This window comes from Bacillus sp. E214, assembly GCF_008087365.1.
In the GTDB taxonomy this organism is placed as follows: Bacteria; Bacillota; Bacilli; order Bacillales; family Pradoshiaceae; genus Pradoshia.
On sequence record NZ_VENN01000001.1, the window covers coordinates 665,668 to 687,627 of the forward strand.

Sequence of the window (21,960 nt, forward strand, 5' to 3'; positions counted from 1 at the left end):
CAAATGAATGAGACATTGCAGGGTGATAGAAGAGCGCTTCTATATTCCTTACTAGGAGATTTGCCTGAGCGTAGCAATACATTATCTTGTCGAAAAGTAAAAGAACTAGCCGTAGAAAATTATATGGTCGAAGTTATTTGGATAAATGAAGTAATACCGGCTTATTTTGCTCGGCCCCGTAATGTATCAGGGAAAATGCCAGTTGTAATGTTCAACCATTCTCACGGAGGTAATTATCATATTGGAAAAACAGAGTTGCTTCATAGTAGTACCTATCTTCAATCAGAATCTTATGCTAAAGCACTGACGGATCTGGGATATGGTGTTTTATGTATGGACATGATTGGATTTGGAGAAAGGAAAGGGAAAACGGAAAGTGAATTGTTTAAGGAAATGATCTGGAAGGGTGAAGTTTTGTGGGGGAGAATGGTTTATGATAGCCTTCGTGGGCTTGATTATTTGGTTGAAAGAGAGGATGTCGATTCTTCGAGAATAGCCACACTTGGCATGTCCATGGGTGGATTGATGTCATGGTGGCTTGCTGCTTTGGATACGCGAATACGAATCTGCATTGATATCGCTGCCCAGGTTGAGGCGAATACATTAATCGCTTGCAGAGGTCTTGATCATCATGGTTTTTATTCTTATGTGCCAGGTCTATTAAAGTATTTCCAGACATCGGAAATACAGAGTTTGATTGCACCTCGCCATCATCTTAGTCTGGTTGGTACGGATGATAAGCTGACCCCGCTTGCAGGTCTGGATATTATCGACGACGAATTAAAATCAGTGTATGATAAGGCAGGATTTTCCGAATACTGGAAAATGATTCGCTACATGTGCGGCCATATTGAAACAAGCGGAATGCGAGAAGATGTCCTTATGTTTTTAAAAAATCATTTATAGGGTGTTGATTTGTATGATTGTTGCAAAGGATGGTACTGGCTCTTTTACAACCATTCAGGAAGCCATTGACAGTATTACGAGTACAAATCAGGAGAGAATCACCATCTATATTAAGGATGGTATTTATAAGGAAAAGCTTGAAATTCATAAACCAAATATCTCATTAGTTGGTACTCATCGGAACAAAGTGAAAATTGTATATGATGACTATGCCAAAAAGGAGTTTCCGAACGGTGAGAATATGGGTACATTTTGGTCATATAGTACCATTATTACTGGTGATGGATTTTATGCAAAGAATATTACGTTTGAAAATAGTGCGGGAAGCGGGAGTATTGTTGGACAGGCGATTGCTGCCTATGTTGATGCCGATAGGGTAGAATTTCACCATTGCTCATTCCTTGGAAGTCAGGATACGTTATTTACGGGACCGTTGCCGCCAAAGCCAATTGAAACAAGCCGATTTGGAGGTCCAAGAGATGAAGAGGAGAAAAGAGTAGGTAGGAGCTATTTTTCTCATTGCTACATTGAAGGGGATATCGATTTTATATTTGGTTCGGCAACGTCTGTATTTAAAAGTTGCGAAATCCACAGCTTGAATCGAAACAAGGAAATAAACGGGTATATTACAGCTGCCTCTACTCCGTATGAAGAGGCTTATGGATATGTTTTTTTTGATTGTTTTTTAACCAGTGATGCCAAGCCCAGGAGCGTTTATTTAGGTCGTCCATGGAGGGATTATGCCAAGACTGTCTTTCTCCGTTGTTGGATAGATGAGCATATAAAAGAAACTGGTTGGCATGATTGGGATAAGCCATTAGCCAGAGAGAATGCCTATTACGCAGAGTATAACAACCATGGTCCTGGAGCAGACATGGACAAGAGGACGCCCTGGGTGCATATACTACCCAAGGAGGAAGCTGAAAATTATAAAATTGAAACGATTTTTGGGTCTCTTCAGGATTGGCCGACACTCGGAAAGTTAGAAAAAGCCGGGGTTCACATATTCCTGGCAGGAGATTCTACTATGGAAGAAGTCAAAGCTGACCAAGGGAATAAACGGGGGTGGGGTGAATTTTTAGACCCGTTCTTTATCGATGATGTTCTAATTATTAATGAAGCCCGCGGTGGACGCAGTTCAAAAAGTTTTATCAATGAAGGTCATCTAAATTTGATACTAAATAGAATCATGCCTGGTGATTATTTGTTTATCCAATTCGGCCATAACGACCAAAAGGCTGAAGAGGAAAGAGCCACCGATCCCTTCACGACTTATCAGGAGTATTTATCAGTCTTTGTAGAGGGTGCTAAAGAGAAAGGAGCGATCCCTGTACTACTAACATCGATCAATCGAAGAACCTTTGATGAAGATGGAAATTTCGTTAATTCACTTGGAAGTTACCCAGATGCTGTGCGTCAGTTGGGTGATCACTTAATGGTACCTGTTATTGATTTATATGAAAAAACAAAGTCTCTTTACGAAACCTTTGGTGCTGAAGAAACGAAGAAGTTGTTTGCTTGGTACGCGTTGACTAATCCATCAAATCCTACAGATGATACTCATTTCAGTTCATATGGGGCAGAAAAAATGGCAGAGCTTGTGGCAGAAGGAATAGAAGAGTTAAGCCTTCCACTTAGGGAATATCTAATAAAGAATTATGTATAAAAATACTGAGAGGCATGGTTATTAAATGATACTCATGCCTTTTTGGGTGCGCTCGGCAGTGGTGTAAGCTTTAGGGATAAGGTCCCGAGCCTCGAGGGCAGAAAGTAGGGGTTAGCCAAAAAAGCAGCAGATTTAATACCAAATGCCAATATGGCATCGGTTGAACAGAGTAATCATTTACCTTTTGTAGAAGAGGACGAGAAATACAAACTACTTGTAGATTAAACAGTAGATTATTAGATATGTTCAGAAGTCAGGAACTCATTCACAAGCTAAGAATGATGTGAAAGTGCTAAAGTTCATAATTGGTTAAAGAAAGGCTGTAAGAAATACTTCTAAGATGATTGCGGCTCCTTAATAAATGCTGAGATACGTATGGAGGTTGTTCTCTTACAATAATTCATAATGATAAATTGAAAGCGCTTATTTTTTGAAATTAATGATCTATATATCTTGTAATCAGAACTAGAATAATTTAACATTAAAGGTAGAATACCAATGTTTGTTAGTTAAAAGTATAGTATGGAAAGTTAGTAATCATGCACTTTATTCTATATATTTGCTAAATTGTATGTGTTTGTTTTCTAAAAATGTTAACGTGTGCAAAAGTGGGAGATTAGATTAAACGTGGTAGTTAGTTCATTTTGAATGCCCAACCTATATTAGAAAGCTGGTGCTATTATGAAGAAATTTATGGATGAAGATTTCCTGTTAAATAATGAAACAGCGATTCGCTTATACCATGATTTTGCAAAAGATAAGCCAATTATCGATTACCATTGTCACCTAAGTCCAAAGGAAATATATGAAAACAAACGTTTTAGAACTATTACAGAGATTTGGTTATACGGTGATCATTACAAATGGCGTGCCATGAGAAGCAACGGAATCGAGGAAAAGTATATTACTGGAGATGCAACTGATTATGAAAAATTTCTGGCCTGGGCAAGAACTGTTCCTATGACAATAGGTAATCCATTATATAACTGGACACACCTGGAATTACAAAGATTTTTTGGAATCGGCGATTTGTTGAACGAAGATAGTGCTCCGGAAATCTGGGAAAAGGTGAATGCTCTTTTAAATAGCCCAGGTTATTGTGCAAGAGATTTCATCAAAAAATCCAATGTTCGGGTTATTTGTACGACTGATGATCCTATTGATTCTCTCGAGTATCATTTGAAATTGCAAGAAGAGGATGACTTTGATGTTCAAGTATTGCCAAGTTTTCGTCCAGATAAGGGACTCGAGATTAATCGCGAAGGGTACCTAGATTGGGTGGATAAACTTCAGGAGATATCTAATGTAAAAATCACTTCCTACGATGCCTTTTTACAAGCCATGGAGTCAAGAGTTCGCTTTTTCCATTCTATAGGCGGAAGAGTATCTGACCATGCCATTGATTCGATGGTGTTTGCTGAAACGACAAAAGAGGAAGTCATTCATATTTTTGAAGAGGCTTTGCAAGGCAAGAAAGTTTCAAGTGAAGATGAAAAGAAATATAAAACATATACGCTGAAATTTTTAGGTGGGTTATATTCTGAACTAGATTGGGCGATGCAGTTCCATATTAATGCGTTAAGAAATAATAACACGAAAATGCTCAATACCCTTGGCCCTGATACTGGATATGATTCTATCAATGATGATCAAGTTGCTAAACCTTTAGTCCGTTTATTGAATGCAATCGAGTTGGAGAGTGGTCTGCCTAAGACGATTATTTATTCGTTAAATGCGAAAGACAATGATGTTATTGCGGCGATCATAGGCAGCTTCCAAGGCGGAGGAGTTCCTGGGAAAATTCAATTTGGAACAGCATGGTGGTTTAACGATAATAAAACAGGTATGTTAGAACAAATGAAGTCACTCGCCAATTTAGGGTTATTTACGCGTTTTATCGGTATGCTGACAGATTCAAGAAGCTTTCTTTCTTATACCAGACATGAATATTTCAGAAGACTTGTTTGTTCATTGATTGCTGATTGGGTTGAAAATGGGGAAGTACCAAATGACATAGAATTCTTAGGGGATATTATTCAAGGGATTTCCTATAACAATGCGACGGAGTATTTTCAATTTGAAAAAGTGGGGATATCAGCCGGGGACTATTAAATTCTAGTTTTTTTGATATGATGGATTGAAGGACTGATATTAAGAAGGACGGAATCAATGGTTACCATTAAAGATATCGCAAAAATAGCAAATGTTTCTCATACAACTGTATCAAGGGCACTTAATGACAGCCCCTTAATTAAACCAGGTACAAAAAAGAAAATAATCGAGATTGCATCTCAGCTGAACTATACTCCAAACTATAACGCCAAAAGTCTTGTAAAGCAGAAGTCCTATACGATTGGGCTTTTCCTGACAAGTCTTACAAATGGTACTTCTTCAAGTTTTTTTGTAGAAACTGTAAAAGGAGTAAATTCTGTAATTACTCAACATTATAATCTATTTGTTAAAGGCATTGAAAATCTTGATGATTATACTACGATTCATCATAAACGGTTTGACGGTATTATACTAATGAGCCAAAGTGATCATGATGATGATTTTATTGCCTATTTAAAAGAAAAAAAGATTCCTTGTGTGGTTTTGGGACGGGATATAGGAGATTCCACTCTTTTGAACATTGTATCAAATGACCGGGAAGGTTCCTCACAAATCGTTAAGTATTTGATTCAACAGGGACACCGGGACATTGCTATAGTTGAAGGGATTAAAGGATTTAAATCATCAATGGAGCGAAGAGAAGGATATTTGAATGCACTAAGTGATCATCATATTCCAATTAAAAATGAATATATTATTCAAGGAAACTATGATATGGAAAGTGGTTATCTAGCTTTGGAAAAGTTACTCACATTGGAACGCCCTCCGACAGCCATTTTTTGTTCAAATGATGATATGGCCATTGGTGCAATGAATGCGGCTTTTGCAAAAGGATTGACGGTGCCAAAGGATATCTCGATTGTTGGCTTTGATGATATCGAATTTGCCCAGTATACGAACCCATCTCTTACAACCGTGAAACGGCCGATTGAAAAAATTAGTTCACTGGGAGCAAAAAAGATGTTAGAAATGTTGGAGATGGATGAAAATACGGAATTGCCAGGTGGGAAGATTTATGTCGAAACGGAACTTGTCATCAGACGTTCGGTTTCCCCTTTTAAATCAACCTAGCCGTTACTAGTCATTTGACTAGTAACATATTTTCATAAAATGTTAACGTGTGCATAAATGGGAGGAGTGACCCCGTGGAAAAGTTATCAAGAAATTTAGTAAAGGAAGCCAACCTATATCCCGAAAAGATTCTGCAATTTGGGGAGGGAAATTTCCTGAGAGCATTTGTTGATTGGCAGATCGATCTATTGAATAGGAACACTGATTTTAATGGAAGTGTAGTCGTGGTTCAACCGCGCGGCCAAGACATGGTAGAAAAAGTAAATGATCAAGATGGCTTGTACACGCTTTATTTACAAGGTGTAAAAGAAGGAAAGGCTGTGAAGGAGCATTCAATTATCAGCTCTGTCAGCAGAGGCTTAAACCTTTATACACAGTATGACGAGTACTTAAAACTAGCTGAAAACCCTGAAATGCGCTTTATCTTTTCGAATACAACCGAAGCTGGGATTGCATTTAATGAAAAAGATCGATTAGAGGACCGACCACAAAGTAGTTTCCCAGGTAAGTTAACTGCTTTCTTATATCGCCGCTATCAAACGTTCAATGGGGACAAAGAAAAAGGGTTTATTATCATCCCATGTGAGCTAATTGAGCGGAACGGAGAAAAGTTAAAAGAATTGGTGCTTCAATATGCTGCACTTTGGAAGCTTGAAGAAGGCTTTGTTCAGTGGATTGATAAGGCAAATACTTTTTGCGGGAGTCTTGTGGATCGAATTGTTCCAGGATATCCACGGGATAGTATTGATGAGATTACGAAAGAGCTTGGATATCAAGATGATCTGGTTGTGGTTGGGGAGCAGTACCATTTGTGGGTGATAGAAGGTCCAGAATGGATTCGTGAGGAATTCCCAGTGCATAAGGTTGGTTTAAATACATTGTTTGTCGAGGATATGACACCTTACAGAACAAGAAAGGTACGTATATTAAATGGGGCTCATACAGCACTGACACCAGTTGCCTATCTATATGGATTAAATACGGTAGCTGAAACAGTTGAGCATGATGTGGTTGGTCAATTTGTAAAAGAACTGATTTATGATGAAATCATTCCAACATTGGATCTACCGTTAGAAGAATTGCACTCTTTTGCCGATGCTGTTCTAGAACGATTCCAAAATCCATTTATTCAGCATTTCTTATTAAGTATATCGCTTAATTCAATGTCAAAATTTAATACCAGAGACTTGCCAACTTTACTGGAATACTACAATCGTAAGCGGGATTTGCCTAGAAAACTAATATTCTCTCTTGCTGCATTGATTTCATTTTATAAAGGAAAAAGAGGAGAAGAGGAAATCAAGTTATCTGATAATCAAGATATATTAGATCTATATAAGGAGCAATGGGGCCACTTTAATGGAACATTGGAGAGTACTAACGCAATTGTTACCAATGTACTGGGGTATGAAGAGAATTGGGAGATGGATTTAAACGAGATACCAGGTTTAACAACTGCTGTTACAATGGATCTTTTTGAAATTGAAACAAAAGGTATGAAGCAGGCAATTGAGGCCGTTTTTGAACAAAAGACAGCAAAATAAGGGGGAAAGACAATGTTAGATATCATTCACCTAAATGAAAATGATAATGTGATTGTCGCGTTAAAGGATATAGAGGCTGGTTATAAGATTGTTGTTCAAGGGAAAGAAATCGAGGTAAAGGAAAGTATTAAAAGGGGACATAAGATTGCAGTCGAAGACATTGCTATTAATGCAAATATCGTGAAGTATGGTTATCCGATCGGGCATGCTATCAAGGGGGTGTCCGTTGGTGAACATGTCCATACGCACAATACGAAAACGAATCTGGAAGGGATTCAAGAGTATCAGTTCAACCAAAAACTCACAGCTAATCCCTATAAGCAGCAGTACTTAACATTCAAGGGCTTTAGAAGAAAAAATGGTGATGTCGGTATCCGTAATGAGCTCTGGATTGTACCAACGGTAGGTTGTGTCAATGGGATTGCGGAAAGAATGATTAAGCTTTTTGAAAAAGAAGTGAGAGATATAAGCCCATTCGAAAACATTCTCGTATTGAAACATAATTATGGTTGCTCTCAGTTAGGAGACGACCATGAGAATACAAGAAAAATTTTAATGGATGCTGTGTTACATCCTAATGCTGGTGGTGTTTTAGTTTTGGGATTAGGCTGCGAAAATAATAATTTATATGAATTCAAGGAAAGTCTGGGAGAGTTTGACGAAGGTCGTGTCAAATTTCTTAATTCGCAGGAAGTCTCAGATGAAATTGAGGCAGGTGTTCATTTACTAAAAGAAATTTATGAGAATGCCAAAGGCGACAAGCGTGAAGAGGTACCGTTATCAGAGTTGAAGATTGGATTAAAATGCGGAGGCTCTGATGGACTATCTGGTATTACTGCTAATCCTCTCTTAGGAAGACTTTCAGATTTCCTTGTAGCTCAAGGAGGAACCACGGTTCTAACGGAAGTACCTGAAATGTTCGGTGCAGAAACTATTTTAATGGAGCGAGCTCAGAATTCGGAAGTGTTTGAAAAAACGGTAGGATTAATTAATGAATTCAAAGAATATTTTATGGAAAATAAACAACCAGTCTATGAAAATCCATCTCCCGGAAATAAGGATGGAGGAATTACTACATTAGAGGATAAGTCACTTGGCTGTACGCAAAAAGCTGGTACTTCTACTATCGTTGATGTTCTGAAATACGGGGAAAGATTAGAGCATAAGGGTCTAAATCTATTAAGTGCACCCGGAAATGATCTCGTAGCCTCTTCAGCCTTGGCTTCTGCAGGTTGTCAGATGGTATTATTTACGACAGGGCGCGGTACACCATTTGGATCCTTTGTTCCTACGATGAAAATTTCCTCCAATACTGCTATTTATGAAAATAAGCCACATTGGATTGATTATAATGCCGGAGTGCTTCTGGAAGAGGAGCCAGATGTCGTTTTACAGGATTTTACGGAGTATATTATTAAAGTTGCAAGTGGAGAACTGGTCAATAACGAGAAAAATGATTTTAGAGAAATTGCGATTTTTAAAACCGGCGTCACTTTATAAATGCGATCAATCAAATCAAAGAAAAAACGATAGGACGGTTCCTATCGTTTTCTTGTGGGTGCGCCCGACAGGGGTGTCCGTGGCGAAGCGGAATCTGAAGGAAGTCGGAGGCAAATCTCCCCCAAGGAACACGAACTGCATACAAGGCTAACTAAGTACATTGGTGTGAGAGGTCGGGGTTAATCACCCTTCCTAATCAATTCTTACTTTTAAAAAGTTCCGTAACCCTGTTTTCGCAGCCAACCGGCGCACACATTTGTCCATTGAGCTACATCTTGATCCTCTTTGGAAAGACCAAGTCCGTGTCTTCCTTGCTGAAAAATATGCAATTCATAAGGAATCTGTGCCTTGCTCAGCGCCTGTGCATACATAATACTATTCTCGACTGGAACTGCTTTGTCATCCGCCGTATGCCATAGGAAGGTTGGGGGTGTTTCTTTACTGACATTTCTTTGATGGGAGAGAAGATATAGGTCCTTATCAGTAACTCCTTCACCAAGCAGGGAGGTAACAGATCCTTCGTGTGTATATTCAATCATGGATATGACCGGGTAGCAAAGAATGGAAATGTCAGGCTTAGATGATTCTTCATCAATCACATCCATATTCTCATAGGCTGGATAATCAGACAGATTCGAGAGACTTGCTGCTAGATGGCCGCCAGCCGAAAAACCAAGAATACCAATTCTCTCTTTATCTATATTCCATTCTTTTGCATAATAGCGGATAAAGCGGATGGCACGTTGAGCATCTGCAAGCGGTGCAGGGTGTTTAGCCGGAGAAACCCGGTAATCGAGCACAAAAGCGTTTATGCCAAGAGAATTGAGCCATCTTGCAACAGGTACCCCCTCATGCTCAGCTCTCCTTTGATATCCACCTCCAGGGCAGACGATGATTCCTCCACCATGCATTCCTTCTCTAACAAGGTAAGGCGTAAGGGTCGGTATCTCATCATTTATTATTCTTGTCTCCGGCCATATCATGTGTTTCATAAAATTTCCTCCCATATCTGTCTTTTCTTTATTATATAGGAACTCTGAGTAGTATTTTAAGAATGAATACTCACAGCGAGTGATACATTCAAATTTATAGAAAATAAGTATATTTTGAACCCGGCAAGGATAATGTTTATTTGTTAATTAATTGAATCGGTAACCTCGTTATATCAAGATCAGTTTGAAATGTTTTGTAAGATTATTGCAGATGGTGTTGGAGTTATAGTTGGAGGTGTAATGGTGAAGAGGTTTAGTGCATGGTCGATGTTCTTGATAATTTTAGGAATTATTACTTGGTTTCGTTGGAGTGATTTTTAGCTTTGTAGCAATTTCTAAATCAGAAAGAAGGGGATTGAAATTTCTGTCACTCTGGTCTTTTTTTATCATGCTTTTTTTGATTAGTTTATTTGAGCCGTTTCATTTTATTCGAGTCCTTACTTGGCTAAAAAATACTACTTAAAAACTTGGAGGAGAAGGGGAAATTGTGTCTTTATTAAAAAAAGGTACTGCGTATAGCAGTACCTTAAACTTAATTGAGAACGTAAAATACGATTAAATTATTCTATTAAACTTCTTCAGTTACTGTTAAACCAAGTCCTGCAGCTACAAGTGTTCCGTATTCAGGATCAGCTTTGTAGAAATGCTGGATTTGACGTTCGATAATTTCAGGTACAGTCACACCTTGCATAGATCCAACGATGTTGTTAACCAGGTTAGCGCGTTCTTCACTGCTTAACAATCTGTAAAGATCACCAGCTTGAGTGTAGAAATCATCATTATCATAAGAAGTGCTTGCAGCATAGCCTTCCACTTCAAATGTTGCTTGTTGATCTTCAGGAGATTCTTGTGGACCTCCGAAGCTGTTTGGCTCGTAGTAGACAGAAGAACCGCCATTTATACTTGGGTTCATTTGGCCGTCACGTTGATAGTTATTTACTTCAACTTTAGGACGGTTGACTGGTAAGTGATTATGGTTTGCTCCCACACGGTAACGGTGAGCATCTGCATAAGCGAATAAACGACCTTGCAACAATTTATCCGGTGATACATCAATACCAGGAACAAAATTACCAGGAGAGAATGTAGCTTGTTCTACTTCTGCAAAATAGTTTTCTGGATTTCTGTCTAATACCATGCGGCCAACTTCGATTAAAGGATAGTCTTTTTGAGACCAAACTTTTGTTACATCGAATGGATCGAAACGATATGTGTTGGCATCTTCAAGCGGCATGATTTGTACGCATAATTTCCATGCAGGATAATCGCCAGCTTCAATTGCATTGTGTAAGTCTTCGATATGGTAGTCTGGATTTGTACCTGCAAGCTCAGCAGCCAAATCAGTAGATAGATTTTTTACCCCTTGTTCTGTTTTCCAGTGGTATTTAACCCATACGGATTTACCTTCAGCATTCGTCCATTTGAAGGTGTGGCTACCAAATCCGTGCATATGACGCCAAGTAGCAGGAATACCACGATCAGACATAAGAATCGTTATTTGATGTAAAGATTCTGGTGAAAGTGACCAGAAATCCCAAACAGCATTAGGGTTTTTCAAATGTGTTTTTGGATCTCTTTTTTGTGTATGTATGAAATCAGGGAATTTGATTGCATCACGGATAAAGAAGACAGGAGTATTGTTACCAACGATATCGTAGTTACCTTCTTCAGTATAAAGTTTTACTGCAAATCCACGAGGATCACGTAATGTATCAGCAGAACCAAGTTCACCTGCAACTGTAGAGAAACGAATGAACAAAGGAGTTTTTTTGCCAACTTCAGATAAGAAAGCAGCTTTTGTATATTCAGTTAAATTCTTTGTAACCTCGAAATAACCATGTGCTCCGCCGCCTTTTGCATGTACTACACGCTCAGGTACACGTTCTCTGTTAAAATGAGCTAATTTTTCTAATAAATGTACGTCTTGAATTAAAGTTGGTCCGCGTCTTCCAGCTGTGATGGAATTCTGGTTATCTCCTACAGGAGCTCCCCAACTAGTTGTTAATTTTTTGGACATTATTTATACCACCTTTTTCGTATGATAAACCTATTATATTTATTTTTTATAATATTATCAATTAAAAACTACTATTTATTTAAAATAATTATAAATAAAAGGAGATTTAGTGAAAGGATGCTTATTTAATTCATTGTGAGAGAGCTCTTACAGGTAGGGGTTTTACCTTTAGAAATAAAGCAAGCAAGAGAGGCAGCAAGGAGATTCTCAATTAAGAAGCAGGTATTCTTATTTATGTTCTTTTAATTAGAGTATAAAATTATCAAGTTTATAAAAAATCTACTATCGAACTAGTTCGTTTACAAAATGAATGGGAAAGTTATTATCCTTTATCAACTTCCTTGCTGTCAATTAGAATGGTTCATGATTCTTCCTCTAAATACAATTAATGACTAAAAGTATTGATGAGAAATATAATTTAATTAAATTCTTATACTTTCCCATTTATGGTTAAACAGAGTAAGATGAAAAATAACATATAAAACATATTGGAGAGGTGTGAAATAATGGGAGAAACGGTCCGCACAGTTCCGAGACCATTGGTACGTTTAAACCAATGGGTGATTTTTCTTAGCGTGGTCGCTACTTGGGTAACAGGTGTTGAATGGATTTTAGCACTGCCTTTATTTGCAGGAATTATGGGTTTAGTCTTTGGATTCAATCCAATCATGCAAGCAGGTAAATTATTTTTAAGAAAAAAAACTTCTGATTATATCCCGGAAGAGTGGGCTCAGCAACAATTTAATCAAGTGATCGCTGTTATTTGTCTTGCAGGCGGCCTGATCAGTTATATGCTTGATTGGATGATTGCTGGATATGTATTTACGGCCATGGTTGCTATTGCATCATTCGTTGCTATCCTGGGATTTTGTATAGGCTGCTTTATTCGTTTTCAATGGCAGCAATATATGTATAAAAGATCGACAAACAAAACAGTTTAAAGAAAGTATTAGGATCCTGTAAATAGCAGGATCCTTCTTCATACTATTATAGAAGAATTCCGCATAACTTGCTCCTATTTTTAAATCAAGGTCACCTTTCTTCAGCATGGGCATAAACTGTAGCATGCAATCCTTGTTGAACTGATAATTAATTTGCACGCTAGACATTTATCATGCATAGGATGAAATGAAAATGGTTGAGGAGGGTAACCTTGTATGTCGCAATATAGAGAAATTATCACGAAGGCAGTAGTGGCAAAGGGGCGTAAGTTTACCAAGGCAAATCATACGGTTTGTCCAGACAACGATCCTACCAGTATACTGGGCTGCTGGATTATTAATCATACGTACGAAGCTAAGAAACATGGTAAAAAGGTAGAAATTGCAGGATATTATGATATCAATATTTGGTATTCATATTGCAATAATACAAAGACAGAAGTCAGAACAGAAAAGGTTCCGTATAAAGATACCATCAAATTAAAGTATCGGGACCAAACAGTCTATGATGATAATGAAGTCATAGCCAAAGTGGTTCAACAACCGAATTGTATTGAATGTCTAATTACTCCAGATGGTGAAAAAATTTCTGTTCATGTTGAACGTGAATTTTTAGTGGAGATTATTGGTGAAACAAAAGTAACTGTTTCAATCAGGGAAAATGCAGACACCGATGAGGAAAGCTGGGAGCTTGAGGTAGATGATGACGAACTGGAGGAAATTAATCCTGATTTCCTTGATCATAGTGAGTCATCCAGTGAAGAGTCCAGCTCCTATGAATCAGGCAGGAAAAAAGGCAAAAGCAAGCGGGATTAAGGAACTAGAGAGAAAACTCTCTAGTTTTTTTGTTGTTAGATGAGCTTGGCTCCTATGATATAATACTTCTATTATATATTTGATTGAAAGAAAGGTTTTGGGAAAATGGCAGTAGCAACCTATACTCCTATGATTCAACAGTACTTGAGTATAAAGGCAGATTATCAAGATGCATTCTTGTTTTTCCGTCTCGGTGATTTTTATGAAATGTTCTTTGAGGATGCCATTAAAGCATCAAAAGAATTGGAGATAACCTTAACAGCGAAGAATGGTGGAGGAGAACAAAAAATTCCAATGTGCGGGGTTCCTTATCATTCAGCGCAGTCTTATATTGAAACACTGGTAGATCGTGGTTTTAAAGTGGCCATCTGCGAACAAACAGAGGACCCAAAAGCGGCAAAAGGGGTCGTTAAACGTGAAGTTGTCCAATTAATTACTCCAGGTACAGTGATGGAAGGAAAGAGCCTCGCTGAAAAGGAGAATAATTATCTTTCAACTATTTCATCTATAGATGGATTGGGATTTGGAGTGGCTCATATTGATTTAACGACTGGCGAAAATCGAGTAACCCATTTTTCCAATTTTAAAGATGTGTTAAATGAAGTTTCGGTTATAGGATCTAAAGAAGTTGTAGTTCAGCCCGATATCGGCGATGAAAAAGAAATTTTATTAAAAGACAGAGGGATTGTCACGATTTCTTATGAAGCCGATTCGGAAACGAAAGACGAGTTTAACCATCTGGTAAATGAGCTTCCGAAAAAAGACCTAAAGCATACGGTAGCCCGTTTGCTCAATTATATACAGCGTACTCAAAAGAGGACGATTGAACATATTCAACCAGTTGAATTATATGAAACGGAACAATATTTAAAAATTGATTACTATTCAAAAAGAAATTTAGAGCTCACGGAGACTATTCGTTCAAAAGGTAAAAAAGGCTCTCTTTTATGGCTTCTAGATGAAACTAAGACGGCCATGGGCGGCAGAAGATTAAAGCAATGGATTGAACGCCCATTAGTCAGTGAATCCGAAATAGAAGCTCGGTTATCGATGGTTGAAACATTTATGAATCAATTTTTTGAACGGGAAGAGCTGCGTGAGCTATTACATGAAGTGTATGATTTGGAACGTTTAACAGGCCGTGTTTCCTATGGCAATGTAAATGCACGAGATTTACTGCAGCTGAAGCGTTCCCTGCAGCAAGTACCGGCTATTATTGATGTGATTGGAAGGCTGCCTATTGATACGGCTAAACAAATCGCTTCCCGGATGGATCCGTGTGAAGAAGTGACGGATTTACTTGAGCAGGCGCTGCATGAGAACCCGCCGATTTCCATCAAAGAGGGAGGCATTATTCGCGAAGGGTATAATGAAGATTTAGATCGTTATCGCGATGCTTCCAAGAACGGGAAAACCTGGATCGCTCAGTTGGAACAAAAGGAAAGAGAGAGAACGGGTATCCGTTCGCTAAAAATTGGTTATAATCGTGTATTTGGTTATTACTTGGAAATAACAAAGGCTAATCTTCATCTCTTAAATGATGATCGATATGATAGAAAACAAACTCTTGCAAATGCAGAACGTTATATCACTCCAGAATTAAAGGAAAAAGAAACAATCATCCTCGAAGCAGAGGAAAAAAGTACAGGTCTGGAATACGATTTGTTCTGTGAATTACGTGATCAAATTAAAGATTATATACCTCGTCTGCAAAAATTAGCGATGGAAATCAGTGAATTGGATGTTTTACAATGTTTCTCTACTATTAGTGAACGTTACCACTATGTAAAACCACAATTCTCTCATACACGCCAAATGAGTATAAAAAATGGCCGACATCCAGTTGTAGAAAAGGTTTTAAAAGCGCAGGAATATGTACCGAATGATTGTTTCTTGGATAAAAAGAAGGAAATCTTATTAATTACTGGACCAAATATGTCCGGTAAGAGTACGTATATGCGCCAGGTTGCTTTGACAGCAATTATGGCCCAAATCGGCTGCTTTGTACCTGCAGACGAAGCAACACTGCCGATCTTTGATCAGGTATTTACTCGAATTGGTGCTGCGGATGATTTGATATCAGGACAAAGTACATTTATGGTTGAAATGCTTGAAGCGAACCATGCGATTACGAATGCAACAGAAAACAGTTTGCTTCTATTCGATGAAATCGGAAGAGGAACGTCAACCTATGATGGAATGGCATTAGCCCAATCGATTATCGAATATATTCACCATCATATTGGCGCAGCTACCCTCTTTTCCACGCATTATCATGAGTTAACAGCTCTATCTGATCAACTCAGCAAGCTGAGTAACGTACATGTTCGTGCAATTGAGCAAAATGGCACAGTCATTTTCCTTCATAAAGTAGTCGATGGACCTGCTGATCGCAGTTATGGTATTCATGTTGCCAAGCTTGCAGAAATGCCGGAGACGGTGATTAAGCGAGCGCAAGAGATATTAAACGTCCTTGAACAAGGGGACAAGCAACCAAAACCTACGCCGCCAGTCAAAACGGATACTGAGGCAGAAATGGTCAATGAACAAGCGCAATTATCATTCTTTACAGAAGAGAAAAAGGAAAAAGGATCCACAGTGAACCGGCAATCGAAAGAGTGGAAGGTAGCGGAAGAGCTTAAATCCTTATCTATATTAGAGATGAATCCTTTAGAAGCTTTAAACGCCTTATATGCATTACAGAAAAAATTAAAGTAGGAAGGAGAGAACGATATGGGGAAAATTGTACTGTTAGATGATCTATTATCCAATAAAATCGCTGCCGGAGAAGTAGTAGAGAGACCTGCATCTGTTGTAAAAGAGTTAGTGGAAAACTCAATAGATGCTAACAGTACGGTAATTGAGATTTATGCTACGGAAGCCGGTCTTGAATCCATTCGCATTATTGATAATGGGGAAGGGATGGAAGAGGACGATGCCCTCAATGCATTTCACAGGCACGCGACCAGTAAAATAAAGGACGAAAACGATTTATTCAGAATTCGTACGCTAGGTTTCCGGGGTGAGGCATTGCCTTCAATCGCTTCTGTTTCCAAATTCGAATTAAAGACCTCAACAGGTGATGGACCTGGAACCCGTCTTTTACTCGAGGGCGGCAAGGTCCTTACCCATGAGTCCTATTCAAGCCGTAAAGGAACCGATATAACAGTCAGTGAACTGTTCTTTAATACACCGGCTCGTCTGAAATATGTTAAAAGCGTTCATACAGAGCTTGGGAATATAACCGATGTCGTAAATAGGCTGGCACTGTCGCATCCGGATGTATCGTTTAAGCTGGTTCACAATGACCGTACTTTATTACAAACATCAGGCAACGGCAATCCACTTCAGGTGCTTGCTGGGATATATGGGATACAAACTGCTCAAAAAATGCTGCCATTTGAAGCATCCACGCTTGATTTTTCAATAAAAGGCTATGCCGGACATCCAGAAATGACGAGGGCTTCGCGTAACTATATGACCATTTTGGTAAATGGAAGATTTATTAAGAATTATTTGATCGCCAAAGCAGTCATGGAAGGGTACCATACTTTATTGCCTATTGGACGTTATCCAATTGCGATGCTCAATATTGAAATGGATCCTTTATTGGTTGATGTGAATGTGCATCCTTCCAAAATGGAGGTTCGTTTCAGTAAAGAGCAAGAGCTGATGGCATTAATTAGCGAGGCCATCCAGAATACGTTTAAAAAAGAGACATTAATTCCAACAGGTGCTCCTGTTAAACGTGAGGAAAAAGCAAAAACGGAACAAGCTCAATTTACATTTACGGAGGAAAGAGCCAAGCGGCCTGAGCCGCCAAAGCAGACTCCTCCAATGGTAAAGGCAACTGAAGGATTTTCAGTGATTTATGATCCGCCTGAGATTGAACAGCCGAAGCGGGAATTCGAGGCTCCTATTTCAGTTGAGCGGGGTGAGATTGGAAGGGTGTCAGTAGAAGAAGAGGTAGAAACTGCCCCGGCTATCAGTTCAGAACCGGGTTCCGAAAGTATCGGAACGATTGTGGAGCAAAAAGAAGAGGAAATAAAGCCGATTCAGGAAAATCAGGACATGCAAGAAAGTAGAATTCCACCTTTATATCCGATTGGACAGCTGCATGGAACGTATATTTTGGCCCAAAATGAACAAGGGCTCTATATGATTGACCAGCATGCTGCCCAAGAGCGGATTAAGTATGAGTTCTTCAAGCATAAGGTGGGAGAGGTCAACAAAGAACTGCAAGAAATGTTGGTACCGATGACACTGGAGTATTCAACAGATGAGTTTGTGAAGCTGGAAGAACATAAAGAAGAGCTGGAAGCGGTCGGAGTATTTTTAGAACCATTTGGATTAAATAGTTATATTGTCCGCGCCCATCCAACCTGGTTCCCAGCAGGCATGGAAGAAACGATCATCGATGAAATGGTCCACCAAGTATTAACGATGAAAAAGGTGGATATCAAGAAATTGCGTGAGGAAGCGGCAATTATGATGAGCTGTAAGGGGTCAATTAAAGCCAACCGGCATTTGCGTAATGATGAAATCAGTGCATTACTGGATGAATTGCGTCATACAAATGATCCATTCACATGCCCGCATGGCCGTCCAATTATCGTTCATTATTCGATTTATGAGCTGGAGAAAATGTTTAAACGGGTTATGTAATAGATGAAGTAACATAAAAAGGTGGTGGGAAATTAGTTATTTTTCGCCATCTTTTTATAAAAAAATGATAGGATCCAGTCTATTGTATTTTTGCATAAGTTGTACAAGTAGAGATGATGATGAATTGATGGTTGAAAATTACAAAGAAAATACATTGAAGGGTAACACTGTTTAAACCAATAAACGCTTCCAGAGAAAAACGATTGATTTGGCAATAATAGAAGTGATGAAAGTAAGTATTTATGAGGATTAAATAGAATTAGTTTATTATGTAACATTGATTTTGGGGACCGTTTTGTTTATCTGGCCCCCATGTTTGTTGATAATTGAATAATTTACGAATGTTAAGAAGGAACGGCTACATTAATACTACGTCGATACATTAATAAATATTGTTCATTAATAAATCTTGGTATATTTGTAATTAAGTCATAAACCATTTCTTGATCCTTCAAAAAATCTCCTAAAGTGAAATTTTCGGGGAATAGTTCCCATTTTTGGTTTAATTTCTGACTTAGTGAAGCTTCAGATAGGTGGATTAGTGAGTTTCTTATAGCGCGTATTACCTCATCAAAATCGAGTGGCATAACATCAGCTGTAAGGATTTGTTCCTCATCCCGTGCAATTCGTAGAGCTTCTCCTAAGCCGTTAACTTTTTTTACGCCTTCGCTTGTGGGGTTACTTATTGAAAAATGGTCAAGTAAAAATTCAGGTGCTTTTATTAATAAATCAGTTCTTTTAGAATTTATTTTCCTTTTAATCTGTACTTCTACTTTTGGATGTCCACCAGAGGAAGTATTGAACAATGCGGGGATTTTTGGCATTGTTTCTTGAAAAGTGAATTTATATGCATTATCTACTACTTCAACATCGGCTTTTGTAAATGGATACTCTTTTACTGAAGAAGCTCTAGAATTAAAAAGATATCCTCTCTTAGCTAAAATATCTCTAAGAGTAGCTTCCATCGCTATAGAGATTAGTGCAACAGCAACGGAATTCATTCCTTCTTTATAACAATTAAAGGAACTTCCTATATATTCCAAAACATACTTGGGAACTATTTCATTTATTTCTCCAGAATCTGTTAACGTAAGATGTTCCAATAAGACTTTTTGCGAGTCCTCGTAATGAGCCGCTTTAAGTGGAATATCCCACTCAATAGCCCAGTAACCAGGATCGGTTAATTTTATATACACACCCTCCTTATTAGTTTGAAATGATAATGCATCTAGTAAATCATTATTGGAAACGCCTTGTATACCGCCTTTTTCTTGAATTTCATACCAAACCCCCTGCAATAATCTCATTGCAAATTCACGTCCCCTAAGTACACCAGTAAACCTTATAAGTCTACTTTCTATTTCATTGTGTTTTTGAATATATTGTGAACTATTAATGGGTATGCAAAACCTTGAATCTAGCGATTTCATAGTGTTAAATATTATTGAGTCATGTCCATTTAATATGTTTTTCATTTTTTGGTAAGTATTTAATAAATTATCAGGAGGAATGTGGAATAAAAGATTCATTTAAAAGTCCTCCCTTTTAGTAATATTCTTTACTACACTTTTGTAATGTTTTTCTGCATCTTGCAATTGCTGCTTTGCAAATTTAACTTTTTCCTTTAGTTTGCGAAGCTCATTTACAATATATTCCTGTGATTTTATACTGGGTAGTGGAATTAATAACTTTTTTAGGTTTTGTAAAGAAATAGAAGGCATTACTGAGCCGGTAGACATATAAAGGAGTTGATTATTTAAATATTCACTATTTAAAATAACTTCCAGATACTCAGGAAGAACTACAGAAATATTAGGGCGGATAAGTATAACATGTTGACTAAAATAACTCCCGTTTAGTTCTGAACTAGCTAGAGCAGCGGACCCTAGATAAGTACTAATATTGTTAAGCAAAATATCATTAGATTGTATAGACAGATGTGGTTTATGAACCTTATCAAATGATGAATGACCAACGCTTGATGTAATTATCTCCATTGAACGGATGCATGCAGGACCTACAACTTGAATACTACCATCCTCATCTAATTTTATTTGTTGTCCACGCATAACTCCTTTAACAATTTCTTTTAATGGAACCAAAGGATAGGGACTAGATGAATGGAGATTTCCCTCTTTTAATTGTGTATACCGATTGGGTGTAAAATTATTAAAATCTAACTCCTCGCTGGAAATTATCCAAGATATTGAAGTCGAATTTACTTGAGTGTTTTGTAATGTCCAATTCTCAAATTCATTAATTACATGTGAAGGTTGATCTAGCTCGAGGGAATTATATGAGTCTTTGATTGGCAGTTCATCGATAAGTGCCATAAATATTTCGTATGGTTCTACTATGTTAATTTTATCTAATACTAAGATACTTGATTTTACATTTGAGTATGGATGAAAGGCTTTACTACCGATACTAATTATTGCCGTAATCTTTAAATTATGAAATAATTCCATTCTAATTTTTTTCTTATTATTAGAAAATAATAAGCTATCAGGAACAAGCATTACTATACGACCGTTTTCCTTAATGGTGTTCATTGCTGACTGTAAATAAATGTCCTCTGACTTACAATTAACCAAGTCTACATCTTGAATATTCGGTAAGAAAGAATAATTTAAGTCTTCTCTAAAAGGCTTTTTGGAAAAATGAGGAATGGTAATAATGTTGCTGGGTTTTGGCAATGAATCAAATACATCTTTAGAAAAATAATGATAATTTAAGGACTGAACATTGTATCCAAAGAGAATTTGTTTTATTTTTGACCATAGAGCACTTTGAATATCCGGATTGATTTCTACTAAATTAGGTTGACTGCTACCATTACTGTTATGTATAATTGCCGCTAAAAGATTTCCGTTAATATTACATATATCCCAAATATCTGACTTATTGTTAACTTTGCTAAGGCGAACCATAAAATCTGCTAACCACTTAGATACTCCAAATTTATTATACGAATTAAAGATATCTATTAATATATCGAGAAGCTCGTATGGATTCATAGAAGTGAAATTTATTAAATCTAGTATTTCTAAAGCCAAATGTATGTTAATGGTCCTTGTAAAATGTAATTTTGGAAGATTTTCAAACTCTATAAGTAGAGAAATGGGATCTTCTTTAGAATTTAGTAATTGTCCTTTTAGATATCCATTTCCTTTCTCTTCCGTTATTTTGGCTAAAATTAAAATAAGTTTTTCTCTATCATCTAAACCTGATGTTACATAATTAAATTGCGTTAATGAATTGACAAGTGCTTCTCCTGAGAAGTTAAGATTTTTTAAATTTCTTTGATATGATTTGATTGGTTGACTTAATAAGGAAGGACGCCCAGTCTCATCAGTTGTGAACCACAGGGATCGATTCCCATCAGTAAAAAGATAATACGGCGCATCAATTAAGCGAGCATATGATTGTAGTTGCCGTACGTACGAATTAAATTTTATTTCCTTTTCATCGATAAATGTCTGTAAAAACCTAGTGGATTTTGCTTCGACTGCTAGCCAAGGCTTATCATTTTGATAGACTATAAAATCAATTCTGTGACCACTTTTTAACTTTACCTCGCTTTTAATTTCATGGGGGAAATATCCCAAATCAATGAGGTATTTGCTTATAAGTATTGTAGCATTTTCCTTCATAGGACTGATTTCCTCCTTTTTCAAGCATATGAAAAAAATACCATATTAAACTAATAAATTCTATATGTAACTAGTAC

Annotated in this window: 14 protein-coding genes; 10 read left to right on the forward strand and 4 right to left on the reverse strand. The window is 37.5% G+C overall.

What is annotated here, in order from left to right; translation table 11 throughout:
- Positions 1-3 precede the first annotated feature (3 nt).
- The 6 genes from FHY47_RS03135 (at position 4) to FHY47_RS03160 (ending at position 8,799) form a co-directional block, all read left to right on the forward strand.
- Positions 4-906 (forward strand): dienelactone hydrolase family protein, encoded by a 903-nt coding sequence (locus FHY47_RS03135; protein WP_148629631.1) that lies wholly within the window; start codon positions 4-6, stop codon positions 904-906.
- A 13-nt stretch (positions 907-919) separates the two neighbouring features.
- Positions 920-2,572: a pectinesterase family protein gene (locus FHY47_RS19490; protein ID WP_187393418.1), complete on the forward strand. Its 1,653-nt coding sequence runs from the start codon at positions 920-922 to the stop codon at positions 2,570-2,572.
- Between the two features lie 681 nt (positions 2,573-3,253).
- Positions 3,254-4,684 (forward strand): glucuronate isomerase, encoded by a 1,431-nt coding sequence (gene uxaC / locus FHY47_RS03145; RefSeq protein ID WP_148629632.1) that lies wholly within the window; start codon positions 3,254-3,256, stop codon positions 4,682-4,684.
- A gap of 57 nt (positions 4,685-4,741) precedes the next feature.
- Positions 4,742-5,755 carry a LacI family DNA-binding transcriptional regulator gene (locus FHY47_RS03150; RefSeq protein ID WP_066099720.1) on the forward strand — a complete coding sequence of 338 codons (1,014 nt, stop codon included), beginning with the start codon at positions 4,742-4,744 and terminating at the stop codon, positions 5,753-5,755.
- Positions 5,756-5,829: 74 nt separating this feature from the next.
- Positions 5,830-7,299: a tagaturonate reductase gene (locus FHY47_RS03155; protein WP_148629633.1), complete on the forward strand. Its 1,470-nt coding sequence runs from the start codon at positions 5,830-5,832 to the stop codon at positions 7,297-7,299.
- A 12-nt stretch (positions 7,300-7,311) separates the two neighbouring features.
- The gene (locus FHY47_RS03160; RefSeq protein ID WP_148629634.1) at positions 7,312-8,799 is read left to right on the forward strand and encodes a UxaA family hydrolase; all 1,488 of its coding nucleotides are present in this window, start codon (positions 7,312-7,314) and stop codon (positions 8,797-8,799) included.
- A 209-nt stretch (positions 8,800-9,008) separates the two neighbouring features.
- Here the strand turns inward: FHY47_RS03160 and FHY47_RS03165 are convergent, their stop codons facing one another.
- Positions 9,009-9,791 (reverse strand): alpha/beta hydrolase, encoded by a 783-nt coding sequence (locus FHY47_RS03165; RefSeq protein ID WP_066099711.1) that lies wholly within the window; start codon positions 9,789-9,791, stop codon positions 9,009-9,011.
- A 568-nt stretch (positions 9,792-10,359) separates the two neighbouring features.
- Positions 10,360-11,811, reverse strand: a complete 1,452-nt coding sequence (gene katA / locus FHY47_RS03170) for a catalase KatA (protein WP_139063775.1) — start codon at positions 11,809-11,811, stop codon at positions 10,360-10,362.
- A gap of 503 nt (positions 11,812-12,314) precedes the next feature.
- On the opposite strand from katA, the gene FHY47_RS03175 reads away from it, so the two are divergent.
- The 4 genes from FHY47_RS03175 to mutL all read left to right on the forward strand — a co-directional run bounded on the left by FHY47_RS03175 (position 12,315) and on the right by mutL (position 18,230).
- Positions 12,315-12,749, forward strand: a complete 435-nt coding sequence (locus FHY47_RS03175; protein WP_066099705.1) for a DUF4395 domain-containing protein — start codon at positions 12,315-12,317, stop codon at positions 12,747-12,749.
- Positions 12,750-12,965: 216 nt separating this feature from the next.
- Positions 12,966-13,565, forward strand: coding sequence for an outer spore coat protein CotE (cotE, locus tag FHY47_RS03180; RefSeq protein ID WP_148629635.1), 600 nt, complete (start codon positions 12,966-12,968; stop codon positions 13,563-13,565).
- A 105-nt stretch (positions 13,566-13,670) separates the two neighbouring features.
- Entirely contained in the window at positions 13,671-16,283 is a 2,613-nt protein-coding gene (mutS, locus tag FHY47_RS03185) for a DNA mismatch repair protein MutS (protein WP_148629636.1), read from the forward strand.
- 15 nt (positions 16,284-16,298) lie between these two features.
- Complete coding sequence (gene mutL / locus FHY47_RS03190; RefSeq protein ID WP_148629637.1) at positions 16,299-18,230, forward strand: DNA mismatch repair endonuclease MutL; 1,932 nt, start codon at positions 16,299-16,301, stop codon at positions 18,228-18,230.
- 344 nt (positions 18,231-18,574) lie between these two features.
- Here the strand turns inward: mutL and FHY47_RS03195 are convergent, their stop codons facing one another.
- On the reverse strand, positions 18,575-19,759 hold the full coding sequence (locus FHY47_RS03195) for a hypothetical protein (protein ID WP_148629638.1): 1,185 nt from the start codon (positions 19,757-19,759) through the stop codon (positions 18,575-18,577).
- A complete protein-coding gene (locus FHY47_RS03200; RefSeq protein WP_148629639.1) occupies positions 19,760-21,883 on the reverse strand; it encodes an N-6 DNA methylase in 2,124 nt (707 codons plus the stop codon). It lies immediately after the preceding gene.
- Between the last annotated feature and the right edge of the window lie 77 nt (positions 21,884-21,960).

What these genes read in the sequence shown, in the direction of transcription:
- FHY47_RS03135 (WP_148629631.1), top strand. Translation starts at nt 4, where the DNA reads ATGAATGAGACATTGCAGGGTGATAGAAGAGCGCTTCTATATTCCTTA.
- FHY47_RS19490 (WP_187393418.1), top strand. Translation starts at nt 920, where the DNA reads ATGATTGTTGCAAAGGATGGTACTGGCTCTTTTACAACCATTCAGGAA.
- uxaC (WP_148629632.1), top strand. Translation starts at nt 3,254, where the DNA reads ATGAAGAAATTTATGGATGAAGATTTCCTGTTAAATAATGAAACAGCG.
- FHY47_RS03150 (WP_066099720.1), top strand. Translation starts at nt 4,742, where the DNA reads ATGGTTACCATTAAAGATATCGCAAAAATAGCAAATGTTTCTCATACA.
- FHY47_RS03160 (WP_148629634.1), top strand. Translation starts at nt 7,312, where the DNA reads ATGTTAGATATCATTCACCTAAATGAAAATGATAATGTGATTGTCGCG.
- FHY47_RS03165 (WP_066099711.1), bottom strand. Translation starts at nt 9,791, where the DNA reads ATGAAACACATGATATGGCCGGAGACAAGAATAATAAATGATGAGATA.
- FHY47_RS03175 (WP_066099705.1), top strand. Translation starts at nt 12,315, where the DNA reads ATGGGAGAAACGGTCCGCACAGTTCCGAGACCATTGGTACGTTTAAAC.
- cotE (WP_148629635.1), top strand. Translation starts at nt 12,966, where the DNA reads ATGTCGCAATATAGAGAAATTATCACGAAGGCAGTAGTGGCAAAGGGG.
- mutS (WP_148629636.1), top strand. Translation starts at nt 13,671, where the DNA reads ATGGCAGTAGCAACCTATACTCCTATGATTCAACAGTACTTGAGTATA.
- mutL (WP_148629637.1), top strand. Translation starts at nt 16,299, where the DNA reads ATGGGGAAAATTGTACTGTTAGATGATCTATTATCCAATAAAATCGCT.
- FHY47_RS03195 (WP_148629638.1), bottom strand. Translation starts at nt 19,759, where the DNA reads ATGAATCTTTTATTCCACATTCCTCCTGATAATTTATTAAATACTTAC.
- FHY47_RS03200 (WP_148629639.1), bottom strand. Translation starts at nt 21,883, where the DNA reads ATGAAGGAAAATGCTACAATACTTATAAGCAAATACCTCATTGATTTG.